General features: G+C 65.8%; 22 protein-coding genes and 1 pseudogene. 11 read left to right on the top strand and 12 right to left on the bottom strand.

The window, feature by feature from the left end:
* Positions 1–104: 104 nt before the first annotated feature.
* Positions 105–680 (bottom strand): hypothetical protein, encoded by a 576-nt coding sequence (locus tag M2336_RS01175; protein ID WP_264573610.1) that lies wholly within the window; start codon positions 678–680, stop codon positions 105–107.
* Positions 681–820: 140 nt separating this feature from the next.
* Here M2336_RS01175 and M2336_RS01170 point away from each other — a divergent pair, with 140 nt between their 5' ends.
* Positions 821–2,446, top strand: a complete 1,626-nt coding sequence (locus M2336_RS01170; RefSeq protein WP_264573609.1) for an NAD(P)/FAD-dependent oxidoreductase — start codon at positions 821–823, stop codon at positions 2,444–2,446.
* 165 nt (positions 2,447–2,611) lie between these two features.
* Here the strand turns inward: M2336_RS01170 and M2336_RS01165 are convergent, their stop codons facing one another.
* Together M2336_RS01165 and M2336_RS01160 are read right to left on the bottom strand one after the other, a co-directional pair.
* Positions 2,612–3,052: an aconitase X swivel domain-containing protein gene (locus M2336_RS01165; RefSeq protein ID WP_264587858.1), complete on the bottom strand. Its 441-nt coding sequence runs from the start codon at positions 3,050–3,052 to the stop codon at positions 2,612–2,614.
* Positions 3,049–4,338: an aconitase X catalytic domain-containing protein gene (locus tag M2336_RS01160; protein WP_264592498.1), complete on the bottom strand. Its 1,290-nt coding sequence runs from the start codon at positions 4,336–4,338 to the stop codon at positions 3,049–3,051. Before M2336_RS01160 ends, M2336_RS01165 begins: the two co-directional genes overlap by 4 nt.
* A gap of 190 nt (positions 4,339–4,528) precedes the next feature.
* Here M2336_RS01160 and M2336_RS01155 point away from each other — a divergent pair, with 190 nt between their 5' ends.
* Positions 4,529–5,344, top strand: coding sequence for an arginyltransferase (locus M2336_RS01155; protein WP_319799416.1), 816 nt, complete (start codon positions 4,529–4,531; stop codon positions 5,342–5,344).
* Between the two features lie 568 nt (positions 5,345–5,912).
* Here the strand turns inward: M2336_RS01155 and M2336_RS01150 are convergent.
* Positions 5,913–6,401, bottom strand: coding sequence for a GAF domain-containing protein (locus tag M2336_RS01150; protein WP_264592497.1), 489 nt, complete (start codon positions 6,399–6,401; stop codon positions 5,913–5,915).
* 119 nt (positions 6,402–6,520) lie between these two features.
* Between M2336_RS01150 and M2336_RS01145 the strand changes: the two genes are divergently transcribed.
* Positions 6,521–7,402, top strand: coding sequence for a hypothetical protein (locus tag M2336_RS01145; protein ID WP_264592496.1), 882 nt, complete (start codon positions 6,521–6,523; stop codon positions 7,400–7,402).
* Between the two features lie 61 nt (positions 7,403–7,463).
* Positions 7,464–7,886 carry an alternative ribosome rescue aminoacyl-tRNA hydrolase ArfB gene (gene arfB / locus M2336_RS01140; RefSeq protein ID WP_264573604.1) on the top strand — a complete coding sequence of 141 codons (423 nt, stop codon included), beginning with the start codon at positions 7,464–7,466 and terminating at the stop codon, positions 7,884–7,886.
* 30 nt (positions 7,887–7,916) lie between these two features.
* Here the strand turns inward: arfB and M2336_RS01135 are convergent, their stop codons facing one another.
* Together M2336_RS01135 and hemW are read right to left on the bottom strand one after the other, a co-directional pair.
* Positions 7,917–9,248 carry a hypothetical protein gene (locus M2336_RS01135; protein WP_264573603.1) on the bottom strand — a complete coding sequence of 444 codons (1,332 nt, stop codon included), beginning with the start codon at positions 9,246–9,248 and terminating at the stop codon, positions 7,917–7,919.
* 125 nt (positions 9,249–9,373) lie between these two features.
* A complete protein-coding gene (gene hemW / locus M2336_RS01130) occupies positions 9,374–10,525 on the bottom strand; it encodes a radical SAM family heme chaperone HemW (RefSeq protein ID WP_264573602.1) in 1,152 nt (383 codons plus the stop codon).
* A gap of 179 nt (positions 10,526–10,704) precedes the next feature.
* Here hemW and M2336_RS01125 point away from each other — a divergent pair, with 179 nt between their 5' ends.
* Complete coding sequence (locus tag M2336_RS01125) at positions 10,705–11,301, top strand: CAP domain-containing protein (protein WP_264573601.1); 597 nt, start codon at positions 10,705–10,707, stop codon at positions 11,299–11,301.
* A gap of 15 nt (positions 11,302–11,316) precedes the next feature.
* Here M2336_RS01125 and rdgB read toward each other — a convergent pair whose 3' ends face one another.
* Genes rdgB through rph form a run of 3 tightly spaced genes read right to left on the bottom strand, consistent with a single transcriptional unit; the run spans position 11,317 to position 13,281 of the window.
* Complete coding sequence (gene rdgB / locus M2336_RS01120; protein ID WP_264574920.1) at positions 11,317–11,940, bottom strand: RdgB/HAM1 family non-canonical purine NTP pyrophosphatase; 624 nt, start codon at positions 11,938–11,940, stop codon at positions 11,317–11,319.
* A 5-nt stretch (positions 11,941–11,945) separates the two neighbouring features.
* The gene (locus tag M2336_RS01115; RefSeq protein ID WP_264587850.1) at positions 11,946–12,533 is read right to left on the bottom strand and encodes a hypothetical protein; all 588 of its coding nucleotides are present in this window, start codon (positions 12,531–12,533) and stop codon (positions 11,946–11,948) included.
* Between the two features lie 31 nt (positions 12,534–12,564).
* A complete protein-coding gene (gene rph / locus M2336_RS01110; RefSeq protein ID WP_264574919.1) occupies positions 12,565–13,281 on the bottom strand; it encodes a ribonuclease PH in 717 nt (238 codons plus the stop codon).
* Positions 13,282–13,373: 92 nt separating this feature from the next.
* Here rph and hrcA point away from each other — a divergent pair, with 92 nt between their 5' ends.
* The 3 genes from hrcA to M2336_RS01095 are packed head-to-tail and all read left to right on the top strand — an operon-like array spanning position 13,374 to position 15,363.
* On the top strand, positions 13,374–14,417 hold the full coding sequence (gene hrcA / locus M2336_RS01105) for a heat-inducible transcriptional repressor HrcA (protein ID WP_181560616.1): 1,044 nt from the start codon (positions 13,374–13,376) through the stop codon (positions 14,415–14,417).
* Between the two features lie 8 nt (positions 14,418–14,425).
* Positions 14,426–14,986 (top strand): nucleotide exchange factor GrpE, encoded by a 561-nt coding sequence (gene grpE, locus M2336_RS01100; protein ID WP_413715579.1) that lies wholly within the window; start codon positions 14,426–14,428, stop codon positions 14,984–14,986.
* 23 nt (positions 14,987–15,009) lie between these two features.
* Positions 15,010–15,363 carry a hypothetical protein gene (locus tag M2336_RS01095; protein ID WP_264573598.1) on the top strand — a complete coding sequence of 118 codons (354 nt, stop codon included), beginning with the start codon at positions 15,010–15,012 and terminating at the stop codon, positions 15,361–15,363.
* A gap of 26 nt (positions 15,364–15,389) precedes the next feature.
* Here the strand turns inward: M2336_RS01095 and M2336_RS01090 are convergent, their stop codons facing one another.
* Positions 15,390–15,719: a heavy metal-binding domain-containing protein gene (locus M2336_RS01090; RefSeq protein ID WP_181561513.1), complete on the bottom strand. Its 330-nt coding sequence runs from the start codon at positions 15,717–15,719 to the stop codon at positions 15,390–15,392.
* A gap of 65 nt (positions 15,720–15,784) precedes the next feature.
* Positions 15,785–16,024, bottom strand: coding sequence for a DUF2312 domain-containing protein (locus tag M2336_RS01085; protein WP_181560613.1), 240 nt, complete (start codon positions 16,022–16,024; stop codon positions 15,785–15,787).
* A gap of 198 nt (positions 16,025–16,222) precedes the next feature.
* Between M2336_RS01085 and M2336_RS01080 the strand changes: the two genes are divergently transcribed.
* Together M2336_RS01080 and M2336_RS01075 are read left to right on the top strand one after the other, a co-directional pair.
* The gene (locus tag M2336_RS01080) at positions 16,223–16,687 is read left to right on the top strand and encodes a carboxymuconolactone decarboxylase family protein (protein WP_264573597.1); all 465 of its coding nucleotides are present in this window, start codon (positions 16,223–16,225) and stop codon (positions 16,685–16,687) included.
* Positions 16,688–16,704: 17 nt separating this feature from the next.
* A complete protein-coding gene (locus M2336_RS01075) occupies positions 16,705–17,565 on the top strand; it encodes a sigma-70 family RNA polymerase sigma factor (protein WP_264573596.1) in 861 nt (286 codons plus the stop codon).
* Between the two features lie 455 nt (positions 17,566–18,020).
* Here M2336_RS01075 and M2336_RS01070 read toward each other — a convergent pair.
* Positions 18,021–19,457 (bottom strand): annotated as a pseudogene (locus M2336_RS01070) (DEAD/DEAH box helicase); the annotation flags it as partial.
* Between the two features lie 325 nt (positions 19,458–19,782).
* Between M2336_RS01070 and M2336_RS01065 the strand changes: the two are divergent.
* Positions 19,783–20,202: a GNAT family N-acetyltransferase gene (locus tag M2336_RS01065; protein WP_264573594.1), complete on the top strand. Its 420-nt coding sequence runs from the start codon at positions 19,783–19,785 to the stop codon at positions 20,200–20,202.
* Positions 20,203–20,252 lie beyond the last annotated feature (50 nt).

The following is a 20,252-nucleotide window of genomic DNA, read 5'->3' as shown; positions in this document are numbered from 1 at the left end:
GGCTCCGCCACACCTATGCACGTCATGCTGAACTTGTTTCAGCATCCATGGAGTGAGTAAGCTAAAACTTGTGCAAATAATTCAGAGTGGCATCGAAAACCGGTTCAGCCTTTGGGTCTAAAATCGTGTCCTTGAGGGATACCTGCAAACCCTCGCACGATCCAGCCCACTGCGGTCGTCAAGACGAGCATGAAAATTAAAAACGCGCCGGTCCACTGAATCGTCTCGAAAGCGTGGGATTTCCACTCAGACCAGCGGTGGTTAGAAAAACCCGTGTTGGCCGCTCGGATCATTTCGGGTGTCAGGCGGAAGTTTTCCACACGAGCAGAAACGTAGTTCGACACTTCTTCATTATACTGGTCGTTGGTCCAATAAGTCCATTGTTTCGAAGTGTCTTGTTCAGCGCGCTTGTAAAGGATTTTGGTGTCCTTCGTTCTAAAACAAAGGATAATATCTTCTTCCTTTCCCCCTATTAATATATTCCGTGCGGTGTATTCGCTTAGGTCAGGGTAATCGCAGGGGGTCGTGGTGAAGGTCCAAGGATCATCAGGAGTTTCAGTATCAAATACAACATAGGTGGTAGGCCCTTCTGAAAAGAGAACGAAAACGCCTACGATTATGCCGATGCCTGAGATGAGGTAGCTGACCCGCCTGCCCCCCTCGAACCAATTTATGCCCACGCTATCAGCCCCCGTCTATTTTGCACTTATCTTGTTTGTGTCGAACACTGCTCCCTGATTGTCACATAGCTTGCCGAAGACGGTCCGTCACCCCAAACACCCCCATTCCCCTCCCGCCCCACACGCGCTAGGGCGGCGCGATGATCCGCCTGACCGGTCTAACCTTGCCCCTCGATCACCCGGACGATGCGCTCGCGCCCGCCATTGCCGCGCGCCTTGGCATTCCGCAGGCCGATCTGCTCAGCCATGAGGTCGTGCGGCGCGGCAATGATGCGCGGCGCAAGAGTGCGATCCTGCTCGTCTATTCCGTGGACGTTGCCCTGCGCGACGAAGCCGCCGTGCTAGCGCGGTTCGTGGGCGACAAGGATGTGCGCCCGCGCCCGGATACGGACTATCGCTTCGTCGCCCGCGCGCCGGAGGGCTGGTCCGGCCTGCGCCCGGTGGTCATCGGCGCCGGGCCGTGCGGGCTGTTCGCGGGGCTGATCCTCGCGCAGATGGGCTTCCGCCCGATCATCGTGGATCGCGGCAAGGTGGTGCGGGAGCGGACCAAGGATACCTGGGGCCTGTGGCGCCGCTCGCAATTGAACCCGGATAGCAATGTCCAGTTCGGCGAGGGCGGGGCGGGCACCTTTTCGGACGGCAAGCTCTATTGCCGGGTGAAGGACCCGCGCTTCCTCGGCCGCAAGGTGCTGGAGGAGTTTGTCCGCGCCGGCGCGCCGGAGGACATCCTCACCGAGGCGCATCCGCACATCGGCACCTTCCGCCTTGTCACCATGGTGGAGAGCATGCGCCGCACCATCGAGGGGCTTGGCGGCGAATATCGCTGGCAGACGCGGGTGGACGGGCTGGAGCTGGATCGCAGCCCGGATGGCAGCATGGCCCTGCGCGGGCTCCATTTGCACGATGGCAGCTTTCTGGAGGCCGATCATGTCGTCCTCGCCGTCGGCCACAGCGCCCGGCCGACCTTCGAGATGCTGCACGAGCGGGGCGTGTTCATCGAGCCAAAGCCTTTCTCGCTCGGCGTGCGCATCGAGCATCCGCAGGCCTGGGTGGATGAGGCGCGCTACGGGCGGTACGCCAAGCATCCGGTGCTGGGCGCGGCGGCCTATAGCCTCAGCCATCACTGCGCGAACGGGCGCACCGTCTACAGCTTCTGCATGTGCCCGGGCGGCCGGGTGGTCGCGGCGACCTCCGAGGAAGGGCGTGTCGTCACCAATGGCATGAGCCAATATTCCCGCGCCGAGTTCAATGCCAATTCGGGGCTGGTGGTCGGCATCGATCCCGCCCGCGATTATCCCGATGGGCCGCTGGCGGGGATCGCGCTGCAGCGGCATTGGGAATCGCTGGCCTTCGTCGCGGGCGGCTCCAACTATTGCGCGCCGGGGCAGACGGTGGGGGATTTTCTGGCCGGCCGCGCGTCCACGGAACTGGGCAGCATCACCCCCTCCTACAAGCCGGGCGTCAAGATGACGGACCTATCATCGTGTTTGCCGGATTTCGTGCTGGAATCCTTCCATGAGGCGATCCCCGCCTTCGGCCGCCAGATCGCGCGCTACGATCATCCCGATGTGGTGATGACTGGCGTGGAAACGCGCACCTCCTCACCGATCCGCATCACCCGCGGCAAGGACTATCAGAGCCTCAACGTCGCCCGCCTGTTCCCCGCCGGCGAGGGCGCGGGCTATGCCGGCGGCATCCTCTCGGCGGCGATGGACGGCATCAAGGTCGCCGAGGCCGTGGCGCAGAGCATCATGGCGCGGCGGTGAGGTAGCGAGCCGAAGCCTGCGCGGATAACCTCATACTTCGTCATTCCCGCGAACGCGGGAATCCAGGTCAGCGCTTCCGCTGGGGGCAGTGTCGAAGCTGGATTCCAGCGTTCGCGGGAATGACGAGGGATGAGGATCAGGGGAAGGCCGATCCGCACCTGCCGTTCACCCCGGCCTGCGATCCCAAACCGTAATCGTCCCGGCATCGCCATCCACCCGCACCCAGTCGCCGGTGCGGATGGCGTCGAGCGGGTCCTGGTCGCACTCGGTCACGGTCGGCGTGCGCATCACCACGGCGCCCAGCGCGGCCTTTGTGGTCATGATATTGAACACCATCGCCACCGGCGAGGCGCCGCGCAGCTTGGACATGTGGAAGATGCTCGACCAGCCCGAGGAGCCCTTGGCGCCGGGGAAGACCAGCACCTTGCCGGCAAAACTCTGGCCCTTCAGCTCATGGCGGCTCTCGATCACCGTACCGCTCATCGGGTTGACGCCGCCCCAGCCGGAGATCGTCTCGCGCGTCACCAGCGCCTCGCCCTCGGCGACGCCGGGCACGACAGAGCGACCGCGGATGATGAGGCGGGGCTTGTCCAGAACGTCGCTCATGCCAGGGCTCCTTTCCACTTGCCGGTACAGGCGGCATCCACACAGTCGGCGGTGGTGCCATACCAGCCCTCGATGCCCATCATTGCCGGCAGATAATGCACCTGCTTGGCGCTATCGAGCGCGGCAACCTTCGTGCCCTTGGGCACCGCCTGGCTGATCGCCGAGCAGGTGTCGGTCATGAGGTAGGCGCCCGCATCACGCAGGATCTTGGAATAGCCATTGGCGTCCGCCGTCGCCTTCACCGCGCGGCTGGTGAACACCCACAAGGCGCTGTTGGCGCTCACCTTGCGTCCCTCGATCAGCGCGCAGACCTGGGCGATCTGCTCGATGGAATAATGCGGGCAGCCGAGCATGACATAATCAACATCCTCGCTGGAGCCGACGCTGTTCAGCGTCTCGTAGATGCGCCGCCGCGCCGCCGCGTCATAGACGAAGCGCTCGCCCTTGGCTGCTCCGCCGAAGGCCGTCTCCACGCTTGGCGCCTCGGGGGTGATGCCGACCATGTGATACATCTCGACGCCGCCGGAGGAGGCCGCCGCCGCGCCGAAATGCTTGTGGCGGATGAGGCTCGCCTCGCTGATGTCGCCAGTGATGACGGGGATCGTGTCCTGCACCGCATCGCCGACGAAATAGCCGAGCATTCCCCATTCGAAGATGCTGTCGACCGGTACTTGCACGTCCACGCTGTGCTGGCCCTTGCGGAAGTCGTCCCGGTGGAATCCCCAGTCGGGAATGCGCTTGGCCAGCATCGCGGCGCTGGTGGATTCGCGCCCCTCGCAATTGGTCCGCGCGCCGATGACCGAGTTGGCGAACACCACCGCGCTCGATTCCATCCACGCGCAATGCTCGCCCATCACGGGCACATTGCCGGCGAGATAGGGCGTGCAGGTCTTGAGGATCTGGATACCGTGGGCGGCGACTTCCGCCTCGTCGGAGACGAAATTGTCGTGCGCCTCCGCCGTCATGCCCTGCTCCTGCCACAGCGTGGGGTCCATGCCGCCCTGCAGATGGCAGGAAAAGGCGTTCATGCGCGGCACGTCGACCACCTCGTCACTGTCGAGATCGAAGCGGGAGAAGACCGCGCGGTAATCGCCCCCGTCCGCCGCATAATGGTCCTTCACCCATTGCGGGGCGGAGCCGGGCACGCCGGCGACATTGTTGGTCTCGACGAAGCGCTCCGCGCCGAGCGCGTCGGCATAGCGGATCAGCAGTTCCATGGCCTTTTGCGTCGCGGCGCCGGACTCTCCCTCCAGCATGGCTTGTTCGGCATCGGTCAGCATCACCATGGCAGGCTCTCCATTATTCGTTACCTTACTATCGATCAGGACGGCGCGAGAAGCAAGGCTTGTGATTGTCTCGCGGGAAGAAGCCCGCCCGAAAAATCCGTGGTAAATGCTCTTTTCACACTGGGGGGATAGAGGCATAGTCTCTTGAGCCATTGAATCACGGGCCTTTGCCGGGCCGCTGGGAGTTGATGTGAGCGCTGCTTTCCGCTTTCCGCGGTTCTTCATGACCAATGCCGGACCGTGTCCCTATCTGCCTGGGCGCACGGAGCGGAAGGTGTTTACCGAACTGACCGGCGAGCACGCGTCCGAACTCAATGACGCGCTGGGCCGCATCGGCTTTCGCCGCAGCCAGAACGTCGCCTATCGCCCGAGCTGCGCGGATTGCACCGCCTGCGTCTCGGTGCGGATCGTGGCGAACGAATTCAAGCCCAACGCCACGCAACGCCGCCTCGTGCGCCGCAATAGCGATCTGGTAGTGCGGGCGTGCAAGCCCTGGTCCACCGACGAGCAATTCTCGCTGCTCCAACGCTATCTCGCTGCCCGCCACCCGACCGGCGGCATGACCGAGATGGACGAGATCGACTTCGCCGACATGGTCGAGCAGACGCCGGTCGAGACCTATCTCATCGAATATCGCGAACCGGGGGAAGACGGCCGCCCCGGTCGGCTGATCGGCGCCTGCCTGACGGACAAGCAGGGCGATGGGCTGTCGATGATCTACAGCTTCTTCGAGCCGGAGCTGGAAGGCCGCAATGGCCTTGGCAGCTACATCATCGTCGATCACATCCTGCGCGCCCAACGCGCCGGCCTGCCTTATGTTTACCTCGGCTACTGGGTCGAAGGCTCGGACCGGATGAATTACAAGGTCCGCTATCAGCCAATGGAAAAGCTCGGTCGCGCCGGCTGGGAGCGGCTGGTGCTGCCGGCAGCCTCCGCAGAAACGCAAAGCGCCGTGCGCCCGGAGCAGAGCCTGACTCGCGACCATGAGGGGCGGGTTCTCAAATAATCGGCCTGCGTCGGTCTGAACGGAGGGTGTCGTGCGCTAGGAGTTCCGCACTTGAGAGCAGGTAAGGCTAAGCCTGCGGCTGGAAAGTCGTGGGGAGTGGTCTTTGCCAAACCTCCCCGTTCGTGCTGAGTAGGGTCTGAGTGGCGCCGCAGGCGCGTATCGAAGAGCCGTATCGAAGCATCGCAGCGCATAGGCTGGTCCTTCGATACGCCGCTTCGACAGGCTCAGCAGCTACTCAGGACGAACGGACGGGAGATCCGCAATGTCGTCGAGTCCGGAACGTCCGCTTTCGAGCTGAAAACTCGAAAAGCCGCCCTTTCGTGCAAGAGCGCCTTGTGTACACCACCCGTCCGTAAACGCTAAGGGTCCGGCCGCTCGAAAGCTGCCGGACCCCTGCTGGAAAGCCCCCCGGTTCCAGTTCGCTCGGGGCGTGCGGCCGCGATGTTGCGCCTTGCGGTCATGCGCCTTGGTGCGAGCGATAAGGGGAGGCTATCAATGCCTTACCGGCTTGGCGAGTCCGCTCGCCCCGTCGCGCGTCCCAAAGTGGATCAGCCGAAAGGCCCGTGCGTCAGCCTGCCAGAGCGGGGGCGATTGCTGCGCAGAGCGCGTCCAGCCCGGCGGCGTCGGCCTCGTCGAAGCGGGCGGGGCGGGGGCTGTCGAGATCGAGCACGCCGATCAGCGCGCCTTCGTGGATCACCGGCACGACCAGTTCCGATGCGGAGGCGGCATCGCAGGCGATGTGGCCAGGGAAGGCGTGGACATCCTCGACGCGCTGGACCTGCCGGGTCGCCGCAGCCGTACCGCACACGCCGCTGCCCGGCGCGATGCGGATGCAGGCAGGCTTGCCCTGAAACGGGCCGAGCACCAGCACGTCATCCACCAGCCGGTAGAAGCCGGCCCAGTTGAGGTCCGGGACATATTGCCAGATCAGCGCCGCGACATTCGCCATATTGGCGATGGCGTCCGGCTCGCCCTCGGTCAGCGCGCGCGCCGCAGCGAGGAGATCGGCATAAAGAGCGGGCTTGTCGCTGCCCGTTGCGGGAGAAAAATCGTACATGCCTGCCCATTTAGGCGCCGCCTGCCACCCGCGCCAGCCTCTTGGCTCTTGCGGATCGGGCCGCCGCATGGTCTTCAGGCTCAGGATTATCGGGCGGTTAACGAAACGGGGAAGCAGCCATGGAGCCGATCGGGCAGACAGGCGTGAGCGAAGCGGAGGAGATGCGGGCGCTGGGCCGGGACGTAGGGCGCCGTGGCGTGGAGCGGCTGGGCGCCGGCATGACGCGCTTGGTGGAGGAGACCTCCGCGCTCTATCGCTGGGCGCTGACGATGCTGGTTCTGCTGAATGCCGGCGGCCTTTGCCTCAGTCTACTCGCACGGGACAGTCTGGGGCCGGATGCCTTGTCGCAGGTGGCGCTGACCTTCTTTAGCGGCATGATGATGGCGCTGCTGGCGGCGCTCGTTGGTCTCGCGCTCACGGTCCCACTGGCTGCAGCGATGCGGCGAGCGCTGACGGATTGGACCGAGGTTTCTCTCTCCGGCGAGCTGAGCGATGCGGCGACGACCTCCGCCCGCCACGTCCGCCGGATGGGGACGGTGTGGATCGCGGCAATGGGCTTGGTCGGGCTGATTGCGCTGGCGTTGTTTGCGGCGGGCGCTCTCATGCTCGGCGAGCGGCTGGGCGCCTTCGGTCCCTCGAGCGAGCCCGCCGCTGCGATGGAGAGCGTGGTGCCCGAGGCCGCGTCGAACAGCACTGCGCCGGCCAGTCCTCTGCCTGAAGAGGTCGCTCCGCCGGTGTCGGCTGTTGCGCCGGCGCTTAGTCCTGCCGCGCGCCCGGCCCAAATTCGAACACAGGCGCAGCCACGCGCCGCGACAGCCGCACCTGCGCCCGCAGCGCGGACCGAGCGGCAGGCCTCACCGCCGCCGGTCCGATCCGCGCCTGCACGCACCACATCCCAGCCCGCGTCTGCGAATCCGGCCCCGCCTCCCGCCGCGTCCTCGCCTTCGGTGCCGAGTGAGGCGCCGCTGCTGTCTCCCGGCGCCCCCACCAACGGAAACTGATCGTCAGGCCCGGCAGCGATTGGCTCTTGCGACAGTGCCCCGCGCCGGGTGATGAGGGGCCATGCCGCGCATCCAGATCACGCGATCGATCAGCATCGATGAGGACGAGCTTCTCGAGAGCGCAACACGCGCGTCCGGGGCTGGCGGTCAGCATGTCAATACCACCGACAGCGCGGTCATTCTGCGCTTCGATGTCGCCGGTTCGCCGTCGCTGCCGGAGGCGGTCAAGGTGCGCCTCGCAGCGCTGGCGGGCGCACGGATGTCGGGGGAGGGGGTGCTCATCCTGCGCAGCGAGGGCTCGCGCTCGCAGTTCGAGAACCGGCGCGAGGTGCGCCAGCGGCTGTGCGATCTGATCGCGCAGGCGACCATCGTGCCCAAGAAACGCAAGCCGACCAAGCCCACCAAAGCCTCGCAGGTGCGCCGTGTCGAGGGCAAGACCAAGCGCGCGTCGGTGAAGGCCGGGCGGGGGAAATGGCGGGAGTGATGGCCTGCGAGGCCATCCGCCCCTGTCGGATCACATCTTCACGCAGCCCCGCAAGGCCGCGCGCAGCGCCATCGTCGCATTGCTGAGCGATGCCTCGCCCTCCAGCCTGCCGTTGATCCGCAGCATCGCCGTTCCTTTCTGCTGGGTCAGCAGCGGCACCAAAGGTGTGCCGGTGATGCCGCCGATCCAGTGGGTGCCGTTGGCGCTGCCACGCTGGACGGGAATGTTGACCAGGCGGCCGGCGAAATTCCAGGTCATCGTCAAGGCGTTGCCGGTGGCCGGCTTGTTGAGCAGCATCGCCATATAAGGCTTCCCGCCCTCGCAATAGAGGCTGAGGGCTTCGATGTTGGGGGATGCTGCGGCGCTGACATAGGCCATGGGCGCGCGCCCGGCGACGGGCACGACTTCCCACGGCGTGCCGGGCAGGGCCACCGCCGTCTCGGGCGGACTGTTATCGAGCAGGGTCTTGATCTCGGGCGCGACGGGCAGCCGTGTACCGGTGGCGGGGGCGTAAACGCTCAGCTTGCCGCGTTCCCACAGGCCCACCTGCACCGCCCGCCGGGCGGGGTCGATCATGATATAGGCCTGCTCCTCGCCGCCCTTGTGCTGGGCGTTGCCGGAGAGATAATAATAATTCCCGACGCGCTTGAGCGGGGTGACGACTGAGAGATTGGTCCGCAGCACGTCCATCTTCGGCCCTAGCCGGGCCTTGAGCGCCGTCGCGACGGCGCCGCGATCCAGCAGATCGATATTATCTTTGGCGTAGCTGCCCGGATATTTGCCCACGAGGCTGGCGAGGTTCGTCCATTCCGCCGGGATGCCCTGCACGGCGGCGGCCGGTGTTGCCGCTGGTCGGGGCGTCGTCGAGGCTGGCGTGCCGACCGCCGCGCTGCCCTTGCAGAGCATGAACAATCCGCCTGCCGTAAAGGCGGCATGAAAAGGGTCAGGTCTCTGACCGCGCATCAGATTGTCCTCGAACCGGATGACCCCGGCCTTTTCGTCATCATTGACGTACATATAGACGCGCCCGGAATCGCTGGGGCTGATCGGGAACGGCATGAACACGGCCGTGATCCCCTCATAGCTCGGCCCCATGAAGCTCACTGCATATTCGACGCGCGGCGGCGTGACGGTGCGGCCATGGGCGCGGAAGGTCATGCCCTTGTCGTCAATCGTGACGCGGGGCTCCTCGCTGCAATCGCCGCGCGGCGCATAGCTGCCATAGATGTGATCGAGGCCCTGGCCCTTGAGACCAGCGATTGTCAGGGCCTGTGTAGCGCTCCCTTGCAGCGCAAGCGCACAGGCAGCGATGATCACGCCGGACCGGCGCGATACGATTTTGGAAAGGATCGGAAAGGCCATGTCTACTCCCCCACGAAGTTGACGCCTTCCCTCAGATGAGCTGACTCGGGTGGGAAGGACTGTGGCCATTATCCACGAGTTAACCCAAATGGTCGAATGGTTAATGAGGGCGGAGCGTGGTCGCCTCAGCCTGCCATCACGATTTCCGCCAGAATGGCATCCAGCAGTAGCATTCCGGCCGGGGTGACGCGCAGGCGCTCGCCGGTTTGCTCGAGCAGGCCATGGCCGACCAGCTTTGCAATGGCGTCCTTGTCCACTAGCGACGGGCGGTCCAACCCGGTGCGCTGGCTGAGCGCGGCCAGATCGATCCCCTCGGCAAGGCGCAGGCCCATCATCAGCGCTTCGGCCGCCTGTTCGCCGGCGGGGAGCACCCGCTCCTCGGCGAGACCATGGCCGTTGCGGTGCAGCGCGGCCATCCAGTTCTCGGGCTTGCGATGACGCACGGTGGCCATGCCGCCGCGCCGACCATGCGCGCCGGGGCCAACGCCGGCATAATCGGCATAACGCCAGTAAGCGAGGTTGTGCCGGCTCTCCTGCCCCGGCGCGGCATGGTTGGAGACTTCATAGGCCGGGCGGCGGGCCGCCAATGTCATGGCCTGCGTCAACTCGAACAGCGTGGCGGCATGGTCCGCATCGGCGGGCACCAGCGTGCCCCGGCGCACGTCGGTTTCGAACCGCGTGCCGGGCTCGATGGTCAGTTGATAGAGCGAGAGATGATCGGTGCCGAAGCCGAGCGCGCGGGCCAGTTCGCGCTCCCAGTCCGCCTCGCTCTGGCCGGGACGGGCATAGATGAGGTCAAGGCTAACGCGCGGCACGCAAGCCTGCGCGGCCGCCAGCGCCCTGAGGCCTTCGTCCACGCCGTGCGCCCGGCCCAGAAAGCGCAAGGCATCGTCGTCCAGCGCCTGCAGGCCCAGCGAAAGGCGGTTGACCCCGGCGGACGCCACCTGCGCGAAGCGCGCGGCCTCGGCGCTGTTCGGATTGGCCTCCATGGTGATCTCGATGTCGTCCGCGACCGCCCAGTGGCCCGCCGCCGCATCGATCAGCGCGGCCACCGTCTCGGGCGGCATCAGCGAGGGCGTGCCGCCGCCGAAGAAAATGCTGCCCAGCGTCCGGCCCGGCAGCAGCGCGGCTTCATGGGCCAGATCGGCGAGCAGCGCGGCGCGCCACGCGGCCTGATCCACGGTGTCGCGGACATGGCTGTTGAAGTCGCAATAGGGGCATTTGGCCACGCAGAACGGCCAGTGGATATAGAGGGCAAGCGGCGCGGGAGAGGCCATGGCCGCCGCTATAGCGGACTGCGCGCCAAAGTCAGCCCATGGCGAATATGCCACGGTTCAGTGGTTAAATATTAATTAACAATGATTTAACGCAATTTGTTGGTGAAGAAAATGTTTTCCCAACCGTTCATACTGAGCTAGGTTCCACACCGGAACCGCAGGGGGAACGGCGGACGCACATGGACGCGGGCGAAGGGCGAGAAGTGGTGCGACGGCGTATGCGGGCGGCGATTGGCCTGCTCGCGCTCTGCACCCTGACGCCGGCGCCCGTGCTGGCCGGCGATGCGCCTTCTGCTGCCATGCCGCGCGATGCGGCTCACTTCCGCGATATCATGCTGGCTGCCCACAATGGCGAACGCGCCGCGCGGGGCGTGCCGAAGCTAGCGTGGAGCGATGAACTCGCGGCCGATGCGGCGCAGAGCGCTACCCGGCTGGCGCAGGAGCCGGACCCGATTGCGGCCCATCACAAATCCGGCGGCGCGGGCCACTATGGCGAGAATCTGTGGGCCGGCACCCGCGATGCCTATGCCTATGAGGAAATGGCGGAAAGCTGGCTGGAAGAGCGCGCGCTCTACCTGGATGCGCCGGTGCCGGATATTTCGCGCAGCGGCAATTGGGCGGATGTTGGCCATTATTCGCAGATCATCTGGGCCGGCACGCGCCGCGTCGGCTGCGCGCTCCACCCCACGGCGACGCTGGACGTGCTGGTGTGCCGCTACGATCCGGCGGGCAATGTCTACGGGCACCGCGCGTCGGTCGATTACGCGGGGCGCTGAGCGCAGGGCGTCCTTTCAGAACAGCGCCGCGACCAGTTGCTCGAAGGCGCGGGCACGGTGGCTGACGGCTTGCTTGGCCTCGATGGGCATCTCGCCGAACGTCTGCGTCGCCCCGGTCGGCAGGAACACCGGATCATAGCCAAAGCCCTGCGCGCCGCGCGGCGGCCAGACGAGACTGCCGGCGACGCGGCCCTCGAACAAAACGGTCTCGCCATCCGGCCAGGCGAGGCAGAGCGTGCAGACGAAGGCCGCGCTGCGGTCCACCTGCGGGCCTTGCGCGCAGAGCAGCCCCTCCACCTTGCCCATCGCCATATACCAGTCGCGCCCGGGCTCGCCCTCGAACCATTGCCGCTCTGCCCAATCGGCGGTGTAGACGCCGGGCCGTCCACCCAGCGCCGCCACATCGAGGCCGCTGTCATCGGCCAGCGCAGGCAGGCCGGAGGCGGTGGCGGAGGCGAGCGCCTTGAGTGCGGCGTTTTGCGCGAAGGTGGTGCCGGTCTCTTCCGGCTCGGGCAGGCCGAGCGATCCGGCAGACACCGGCGCCATGCCATAAGGCCCGAGCAGCGCGCTGATCTCACGCACCTTGCCTTCATTGTGGCTCGCGATGACGAGCTTGCCGGGTTCCAGTTTGCCGGTCATTGCGTTCATCGGGCCGAGGTGATTTTTAGGTCTGTAAAGAGAAATTCGCCAGTGGAGCAGACGATACGCACCACGGGGTCCGGCACCGCGAACGCTATTCTCGTTTCTTCGCCAGCGATCGTGCCCACGACGGACTGACCGTCGAACGTTAGAGAGAAATCATAGACCGGGGCATCTTCCGCGATGCCGAAGAGCTGATGTTCGACTTCTTGTCCACCGTGGAACTCATCCCACTGGAGGTATTGCACGACAGCATTCCTGTCCCTGGTCTTCAACCCTACCTTGCTGGCGAGCAATGCTTTCAAGATGAAGCCGGCCTGATCACCCGAGGATTGTCCCGGCGGCGACGCAGCCATGAAGTGAACGCGCGCAAGCGGTGCCCACTTGCTATCTTTGGCGATGTTCAGCAGCTTCATTTTCCCGGATACTGTCACCGAGCCCTCCGGCACGGGAAATGTCAGCTCGGAGAAATGCCCCGGAGCCGTATCGCAGGCATAGGTGATGCCCCTCGTTTGCGCGTTCGGGGCCTGCGCAATTGCCACTGTCGGGGTGATAAGGAGCGCCAAGCCCAAACATGATCGCCAGATTGTCATTCGATATCCCCCTTCGTTTTTCCAAACTGACTTACCGCCCCGTGGCGCGGTCCTGCGCGGCGAAGATCTGCGTGCAGCCGATGCGTGCGAGGCGCAGCAGGCGCAGCAGCGCTTCCTCGTCATAGGTTGCGCCTTCCGCCGTGGCCTGAGCCTCGGCAATGTTGCCGTTGGAGAGCAGCACGAAGTTCGCGTCGGCATGGGCATTGCTGTCCTCGATATAATCGAGGTCGAGCACCGGATTGCCCTGATAGATGCCGCAGGAGACCGCCGCGACCTTCGCCTGGATCGGATCTGTGGTCAGCGCGCCGCTGGCGAGCAGCTTGTCGACCGCGATCCGCAGCGCCACCCAGGCGCCCGAGATGCTGGCCGTGCGGGTCCCGCCGTCCGCCTGAATGACGTCGCAATCGAGCGTGATCTGCCGTTCGCCGAGGGCCTTGAGGTCCACCACCGCGCGCAGCGAGCGGCCGATGAGGCGTTGGATTTCCTGCGTGCGGCCGGACTGCTTTCCCTTGGCTGCCTCGCGTGACCCACGCGTGTGCGTGGCGCGGGGGAGCATGCCATATTCCGCCGTCACCCAGCCTTCACCCTTGCCGCGCAGAAACGGCGGCACGCGCTCTTCCACGCTCGCCGTGCAAAGCACCCGCGTCTCGCCAAAGGAGACGAGGCAGCTGCCTTCGGCATGGACGGTAAAACCGGGTTCCATGGCGATCGTACGCATTTCGTCGGGGGCGCGGCCGGATGGGCGCATGAGCATGTCCTTTTTGTCTGCCAAAATTTGCCCGCGCTCTAGCGCCCCTGTTGCGACTTGGCCAGCGCCGCGCGCCGTCCTACATACGGGGTATGTCCGGGCCGCCCATCAACCTTTTGAGCGATCGCGCGCGCGATATCTTTCGCGTCGTCGTGGAATCCTACATCGGCACCGGGGCGCCGGTCGGCTCGCGCACGATCAGCCGGTTGAGCGGGCTCAACCTCTCGCCGGCGTCGATCCGCAATGTGATGCAGGATCTGGAGGAAGCGGGGCTGCTCGCCGCGCCGCACACCTCGGCCGGGCGGATGCCGACCGAATCCGGTCTTCGCCTGTTCGTGGACGCGATGATGCAGGTCGCCGAGCCCTCCGAGGACGAGAAGCGCGCCATCGAGCGGCAATTGACCGGCGAAGGGCCGATCGAGGAAGCGCTCAACGCCGCCTCGGCCCTCCTGTCGGGTTTGTCCGCCTGCGCTGGGCTGGTGATGGTCCCGCGCCGCGAGACGCTGCTCAAGCAATTCGGCTTTGCCTGGCTGTCGGACCGGCAGGCACTGGCCGTGCTGGTCGGGCAGGATGGCACGGTCGAGAACCGCATTGTGGATCTGCCCGCAGGCACGACGCCCTCCATGCTGGTCGAGGCGGCCAATTATCTCTCCGCCCACGCCACCGGTCGCACGCTGAGTGAGGTGCAGGCGTGGCTGAGCGGGCAGATCGAGGCGGAGGAAACCGCGCTCGATGAGGCTTCGCGCCATCTGGTCGCGCGCGGCGTGGCAGCGTGGAGTCGCGATACCGAGGACCGCCCGGTGCTGATCGTGCGCGGCCAGGCCAATCTGCTCGACGAGCAATCCGCTGCTGATCTCGAGCGCGTGCGCCAGTTGCTGGATGAGCTGGAGGGCAAGAGCGAGATCGCCCGCCTGCTGGACAGCGCCCGCGCCGGTGCCGCGACCAAGATCTTCATCGGCTCGGAGAACAAGCTCTTTTCCCTGAGCGGCTCTTCGGTCATAGCAGCGCCATATCGCGGACCCGGCGGGCAGGTGGTCGGCGTGGTCGGTGTGATCGGCCCAACCCGGTTGAACTATGCCCGCGTCGTCCCCATGGTGGACTTCACCGCACAGACCCTCAGCAGATTGATGAAATGACGGAAGACATGACTGACCAGACCAACAATGAGAATGAGACCCTGGCCGCTGACATCGCCGAGGGCGCGGGCGAGACGCTGAGCCGCGAGGAGATCGCCGCCGCGCGTATCGCAGCGCTGGAGGAAGAGCTGGCCAACGCCAAGCAGGAGACGCTCTACGCTGTCGCGGATACCCAGAATGTCCGTCGCCGGCTAGAGAAGGAACTGGCCGATACCCGCGCTTATGCCGCGACCGCCTTCGCCCGCGACATTCTCTCCGTGGCCGACAATCTCAGCCGCGCACTGGAGGCCATTCCGGCCGAATTGCGGGCGGATGAAAAGGTGAAAGGCCTGATCGCCGGCCTTGATGCTACCGGCAAGGAGATGGAGAGCGCGCTGCGCAAGCATGGCGTGGAGAAATTCACCTCGGTGGGCGAGCCGCTCGATCCCAACAAGCATCAGGCGATGATCGAGATGCCTTCGGCAGAGGCTGCGCCCGGCACCATCGTGCAGGAGATGCAGGCCGGCTACATGATCAAGGATCGCCTGCTGCGCCCGGCGTTGGTCGGCGTGGCCAAGGCGGCGGAGTAACAGGCGCCATGCGCGGCGCGGCCATGACTGTCCTTACGGGGCTGGTCGCGCTCGCCTTGCCGATCGCGGCCCCGCTGGCGGCACAGGCGCCCGTCGCGTCGCCCGCACCGAGTCCGGACGCACTCTCGCAGGCCTTGCGGGATCTTGGCAGTGGGGAGGTGGATGCCGGTGATCTGCGCGCCGTGACCTGCGCGGAAACCAGCGAGGCGCCCGGCGCCTTTGATTGCCAGTGGGAGCAGCGCCGGGACGGCAACTGGCATCCCTATACGAGCTGGCTGGCGCTAGTCGGCGCGCAATGGACCATGCTCGATGCGCCGATCCCGGTGCCGGATTTCAATCGCGTGAAGCTCAAGCCGCTGGCGCCGAGCGCTCCCTGAGTGGCGGCGCTTCGGCGGGCGTTAACTCAGGCCGGGTCCGCGAGTAGCACCGCCGTGCCGGTGGCCGAGACCATCAGCATCGATCCGCCCGAGCCGAGCACTTCATAGTCCAGGTCCACGCCGATGATCGCATTGCCACCGGCCGCGGCGGCGCGCTGGCGCATCTCCGCCATGGCTTCCTCGCGGGCGCGGCTCAGCACTTCCTCATAGGCGCCGGCCCGCCCGCCAACGATATCGCGCACGCTGGCAAAGAGATCGCGGAAGAGATTGGCACCCACGATCACTTCGCCCGTCACCACGCCGCAATAACGCTGCACCGTGCGGCCATCGATATTGTTGGTGGTCGTGACGATCATCTCGGTCGGGGCATTGCCCCAGGGATTATCGGCCATCTCTCCGCTCCTCTCGCCGCGCATGCGGCTTATTCCATGCCCAGGGCCGCCAGATAGGTCTGGAGGATTGCCTCCATCTCCTGGCGATCATGCGGCGGCAGCTTCCGCAGGCGGACGATCTGGCGCATGATCTTGACGTCATAGCCTGTTGCCTTGGCTTCGCCATAGACATCCTTGATGTCGTCCGAAATGCCCTTCTTTTCTTCTTCGAGGCGCTCGATGCGCTCGATGAGAAGGCGCAACTGGTCGGCGGCGATGTTGTCGCTCATGTCTGCAAGGTCTCCGGATGGAATGTGTCAGAATCGAATGCGCGGTCCTAGCCAGCCGCTGCCCTCCCTGTCTAGGCATCGATCGCACCGGACGGCGTAGCCATTGCGCCGGCGGCGGAAAAAATTTCCCGCCATGTCACAATCGCCGTCCGCCCACTCGTCATGCCTGTGCAAACCCAATGGACAGGAGACACGATCATGACCGCACGCCTCGATCCCTTCACCGCCGCGCCCGCGCTCATCAAGCAATGGATGGCGACCTCGCTTGCCATCAACGATAGCCTGGAGCCTGCGCTCGTGGAGCTGGTGAAGGCCCGCGCCTCGCAGATCAACCAGTGCGCCAACTGCCTCAACATGCACACCGCCGAAGCACGCGAAAAGGGCGAGAGCGAGCAGCGCCTCTACTTGCTCTCGGTCTGGCGCGAGGCGCCATGCTATAGCGCACGGGAGCGGGCCGCGCTGGCGTGGACCGAGGCGCTTACGCGTCTGTCGGAAGGGCATGGCGGAAAGGCCGAAGCCTATGCACAGCTCGCGGCCCAGTTCAGCGAGGAAGAGCAGGTGAAGCTGACGCTGCTGATCAACATCATCAATGGCTGGAACCGCCTCGCGGTCGGCTTCGACTTGTGGATCGAAACGCCGGCGACCCGCAAGCTGGCTGCCTGATGCGCGCCGGGCATCCCATGTCCCCTCATCAGCAGGAGGATGCAGCGATCAGCTTCGATCCGCTGCGTCCCCGGCTGGTGCGGGTCGCCTACCGAATGCTCGGTTCCGTCGCCGATGCCGAGGATGTGGTGCAGGAGGCGTTCATTCGCTGGATGCGGGTCGACCGTGCCGAAGTGCGCGAGCCGGAGGCGTTCCTCCGCCGCACGGTCACGCGGCTTTGCCTGGATCATGCCAAGTCGGCGCGGGTCCAGCGGGAGCATTATGTCGGGCCATGGCTACCCGAACCGGTCGTCGAGGACGAGGATGAGCAGGAGGATGTGACCCTGCCGCTGATGCTCGCGCTGGAGCGGCTCTCACCGCTCGAGCGCGCGGCGTTCCTGCTGCATGATGTGTTCGGCGTCTCGTTCGAGGAAATCGCTGCCACCATCGATCGGGAGCCGGCGGCCTGTCGCCAGCTTGCCGCGCGGGCACGGGACCATGTGCGGCAGGCGCGGCCCCGCTTCGAGGTTGAGAAGCAGCGCGGTCTGGAGATCGCGAGCGCCTTCTTTGCGGCGTCGCGCACCGGCGACATGACCGCGCTCGGCGCGATGTTGGCTGCTGATGTCAGCATGCACGCAGATGGCGGGGGCAAGCGTTCGGCAGCGGTCGCCGAGGTTCTCGGGCGACGCAATGTGCTGCTGCTTCACAAGGCGCTGGCGGTGCTGTTTCGCAAGCATGGCTCGCAGCTTGTGCGCACAGCGCTCATCAATGGCCTGCCGGGGTTCGTGACGCGCGAGGCCGATGGCGAGCTGCAGACCACGGCCTTCGAGATCGAGGCGGGGCGCATCATTGGCATCTATGTGGTGCGCAATCCCGATAAACTGCGGCACTTGCACTAGGTGGAAGGCAGTGAGGGGGGGAAGCTGCGCTTCCCCCCCTCATCGGATTTCAATGATATCAGCCTGACGGATCAGCCCGCGCGGCCGGCGCCGCTGCGGCGGCCGCCACCACCGGGATTGCCTTGCGGACGTCCGCCGCCGAAGTGGCGCGGACGCTGACCGCCCGGCTTGCGGGCGCGGTCGCCCTCGGAGCGGGTGTCCGTCTGGCGCTGTTCGCCCGATGCGGCAGCATAGACCGGGCGCAGGCGCTTGGGCAGGCGCTCGGCATCCATGGTCGCGGCAGGTTCAGGGCGCTGGGCCAGCGGGTCGAAGCCGGGCCGGTTCGGGGCGTGGCCATCATGATAGCGGCCGCCGGGATTGCGCTGGCCGCCGCGCTGGGCGTCCTGCCCATCGCGAGGCGCGCGCGCCGGGCGGGCGGTCTGGCCGTCCCGCTCGCCACGGAAGGGGCGTTCGCCGCGTTCACCGGCATTCCGGCGCTGGCCATCCTGACCGGGTGCGCGATCGAAGCGGGCTGGGCGCTCGCCGCGTCCCTCACCCCGTCCATCATGGCGCGGTGCGCCGGCGCCGGCTTCGCGACGGTCGTCGGACCGGCCGCGTTCCGGGCGATCGCGGCGCTGCTGCGACTCGGGGCGACGGCCCTGGCCCTGGTCTCGACCCTGGCCACGTCCTTGCCGGCGCCCATCGGCATCGCCGACGGCTTCGGCCACAGCCGCCTTGGAGGGCAGCGGCAGACGGCGGGCTTCTACCACGAAGTCCTCGGGCAGCGGCATCACCGCCAGCTTGACGCGGGTCAGCTTCTCGATGTCGCGCAGATAGGGCTTCTCGTCCGGCGCGACGAAGCTCATCGCAATACCATCGGCGCCGGCACGGGCCGTGCGGCCGATGCGGTGGACATATTGCTCGGCGACATTGGGCAGCTCGAAGTTGAAGACATGGCTCACGCCCGACACGTCGATGCCGCGCGCGGCAATGTCGGTCGCAACCAGCACCTGCACGCTCCCGGTGCGGAAGCCCTGCAAGGCAGCAGTGCGCTGGCCCTGGCTCTTGTTGCCGTGAATGGCCGCTGCGCTGATCTTGGCGGCGACGAGGTGCCGCGCCACGCGGTCCGCGCCATGCTTGGTGCGGGTGAAGACCAGTGCCCGGTCGAGCGCGCCGGACGCGATGGCATCGCGCAGGCGCAGAGTCAGCAGGGCCTGCTTCTCCTTCTGGTCGATGAAGGTCGCATATTGCTCCACGCGCTCGGCGGTGGTGGATTGCGGCGCAACCTCGACCTTGACCGGATCGTTGATGAAGCGCTTGCCCAGCTCCGCAATCGCCTGCGGCATGGTCGCGGAGAAGAACAGGCTCTGACGCTCGGCCGGCAGCATCTTGGCGATCTGCGTGAGCGGCTTGATGAAGCCCAGGTCCATCATCTGGTCGGCCTCGTCGAGCACGAAGATCTCGACATTGCGCAGCGTCAGCGCGCGCTGGTCGATCAGGTCGAGCAGGCGGCCCGGCGTCGCGACCAGAATGTCGGTGCCCGGCACCAGCGCGCGGGCCTGCTTGCCCACCGGCACGCCGCCAAAGACGACCTGCACGTTGAGGCTGAGATACTTGGCATAGCCGCGCATGTTCTCGGCAATCTGCGCCGCCAGCTCGCGGGTGGGCGAGAGCACCAGCATCCGGCAGGAGGCCGGTTTGCGGGGCTGGGGATTGTTGAACAGCCGGTGCAGCGAGGGCAGCGAGAAGGCTGCGGTCTTGCCGGTGCCGGTCTGCGCGATGCCGAGCAGGTCGCGGCCCTGCATCAGCGCCGGAATGGCCTGCTGCTGGATCGGCGTAGGGTCCGCATAACCCTTGGTCTCAAGGGCGCGGAGGATAGGCTCGGCAAGGCCAAGCTCATTGAAAAAAGACATGAATAGACTTTCGATATGACATGCGTCGCCCTCGCGTCTGTCGCGAGCGGGCGCAGCAGTGGTCTCCAAACGGGCGACCCTGCGTGAATAAGGAAGCTTGAGCGATTCTCGCATCCGTCCGTCCCGGCGGCCCTTGTGCAAGATGCGGGGCCTCACGCTGCGCGGGATTGCGCCGGATCACTAGTCCTGGCGCCGAATGCTGCGATGCACATAGAGGGCGTTTGTGGAAAAAGCAAGTATGCTCGCGTGGGCATGCGATTTCAGACGCGTCGCCGAGCCGGTCGTCAGCCTTGCCATGCCGTGCATTCGGCCTACTAGTCAGCCTATGCCGCTTCATATCACTGTGCCCGAGCAGCCCTCCGAGGCCGACCGCAATGCCGTGTTCGCACCCTTGCTGGCCTATAACATCGCGCAGGCAGGGAATCCGAATATCCGCCCTATCGCCATTCTGCTGACCGATGAGGAGGGTGAGCGGGTGGGCGGCATCTGGGGCAAATGCTCCTATGACTGGATGTTCGTCGAGCTTCTCGCCATCGCGCCGGAGCATCGCGGCGGCGGCCATGGCAAGGCACTGATGGCCGAGGCAGAGCGGGTGGCACGTGCCCATGGCTGTGTCGGCATCTGGCTCGACACCTATGCCTTTCAGGCGCGCGGCTTTTACGAGAAGCTGGGCTTTAACCTGTTCGGCACGCTGGACGATCATCCCGTCGGGCAGCAGCGCTTCTTCCTGAGCAAGCGCCTCTGAGAGCAGCGCGCTCTGTGTCCTCCCCGACCCAGGGGCCGGGGAGGCACGAT

The organism is Sphingobium sp. B1D7B, assembly GCF_025961965.1.
In the GTDB taxonomy this organism is placed as follows: domain Bacteria; phylum Pseudomonadota; class Alphaproteobacteria; order Sphingomonadales; family Sphingomonadaceae; genus Sphingobium.
The sequence above is the reverse complement of the archived record's forward strand: the minus strand, read 5'-3'. Positions and strand labels throughout refer to the sequence as shown.

Excerpts from the sequence above, each read along its gene's own strand:
- M2336_RS01170 (WP_264573609.1), top strand. The coding sequence starts at position 821 with ATGATCCGCCTGACCGGTCTAACCTTGCCCCTCGATCACCCGGACGAT.
- M2336_RS01165 (WP_264587858.1), bottom strand. The coding sequence starts at position 3,052 with ATGAGCGACGTTCTGGACAAGCCCCGCCTCATCATCCGCGGTCGCTCT.
- M2336_RS01160 (WP_264592498.1), bottom strand. The coding sequence starts at position 4,338 with ATGGTGATGCTGACCGATGCCGAACAAGCCATGCTGGAGGGAGAGTCC.
- M2336_RS01150 (WP_264592497.1), bottom strand. The coding sequence starts at position 6,401 with ATGTACGATTTTTCTCCCGCAACGGGCAGCGACAAGCCCGCTCTTTAT.
- M2336_RS01145 (WP_264592496.1), top strand. The coding sequence starts at position 6,521 with ATGGAGCCGATCGGGCAGACAGGCGTGAGCGAAGCGGAGGAGATGCGG.
- arfB (WP_264573604.1), top strand. The coding sequence starts at position 7,464 with ATGCCGCGCATCCAGATCACGCGATCGATCAGCATCGATGAGGACGAG.
- M2336_RS01135 (WP_264573603.1), bottom strand. The coding sequence starts at position 9,248 with ATGGCCTTTCCGATCCTTTCCAAAATCGTATCGCGCCGGTCCGGCGTG.
- hemW (WP_264573602.1), bottom strand. The coding sequence starts at position 10,525 with ATGGCCTCTCCCGCGCCGCTTGCCCTCTATATCCACTGGCCGTTCTGC.
- M2336_RS01125 (WP_264573601.1), top strand. The coding sequence starts at position 10,705 with ATGGACGCGGGCGAAGGGCGAGAAGTGGTGCGACGGCGTATGCGGGCG.
- rdgB (WP_264574920.1), bottom strand. The coding sequence starts at position 11,940 with ATGACCGGCAAACTGGAACCCGGCAAGCTCGTCATCGCGAGCCACAAT.
- M2336_RS01115 (WP_264587850.1), bottom strand. The coding sequence starts at position 12,533 with ATGACAATCTGGCGATCATGTTTGGGCTTGGCGCTCCTTATCACCCCG.
- rph (WP_264574919.1), bottom strand. The coding sequence starts at position 13,281 with ATGCGCCCATCCGGCCGCGCCCCCGACGAAATGCGTACGATCGCCATG.
- hrcA (WP_181560616.1), top strand. The coding sequence starts at position 13,374 with ATGTCCGGGCCGCCCATCAACCTTTTGAGCGATCGCGCGCGCGATATC.
- grpE (WP_413715579.1), top strand. The coding sequence starts at position 14,426 with ATGACTGACCAGACCAACAATGAGAATGAGACCCTGGCCGCTGACATC.
- M2336_RS01095 (WP_264573598.1), top strand. The coding sequence starts at position 15,010 with ATGACTGTCCTTACGGGGCTGGTCGCGCTCGCCTTGCCGATCGCGGCC.
- M2336_RS01090 (WP_181561513.1), bottom strand. The coding sequence starts at position 15,719 with ATGATCGTCACGACCACCAACAATATCGATGGCCGCACGGTGCAGCGT.
- M2336_RS01085 (WP_181560613.1), bottom strand. The coding sequence starts at position 16,024 with ATGAGCGACAACATCGCCGCCGACCAGTTGCGCCTTCTCATCGAGCGC.
- M2336_RS01080 (WP_264573597.1), top strand. The coding sequence starts at position 16,223 with ATGACCGCACGCCTCGATCCCTTCACCGCCGCGCCCGCGCTCATCAAG.
- M2336_RS01075 (WP_264573596.1), top strand. The coding sequence starts at position 16,705 with ATGTCCCCTCATCAGCAGGAGGATGCAGCGATCAGCTTCGATCCGCTG.
- M2336_RS01065 (WP_264573594.1), top strand. The coding sequence starts at position 19,783 with ATGCCGCTTCATATCACTGTGCCCGAGCAGCCCTCCGAGGCCGACCGC.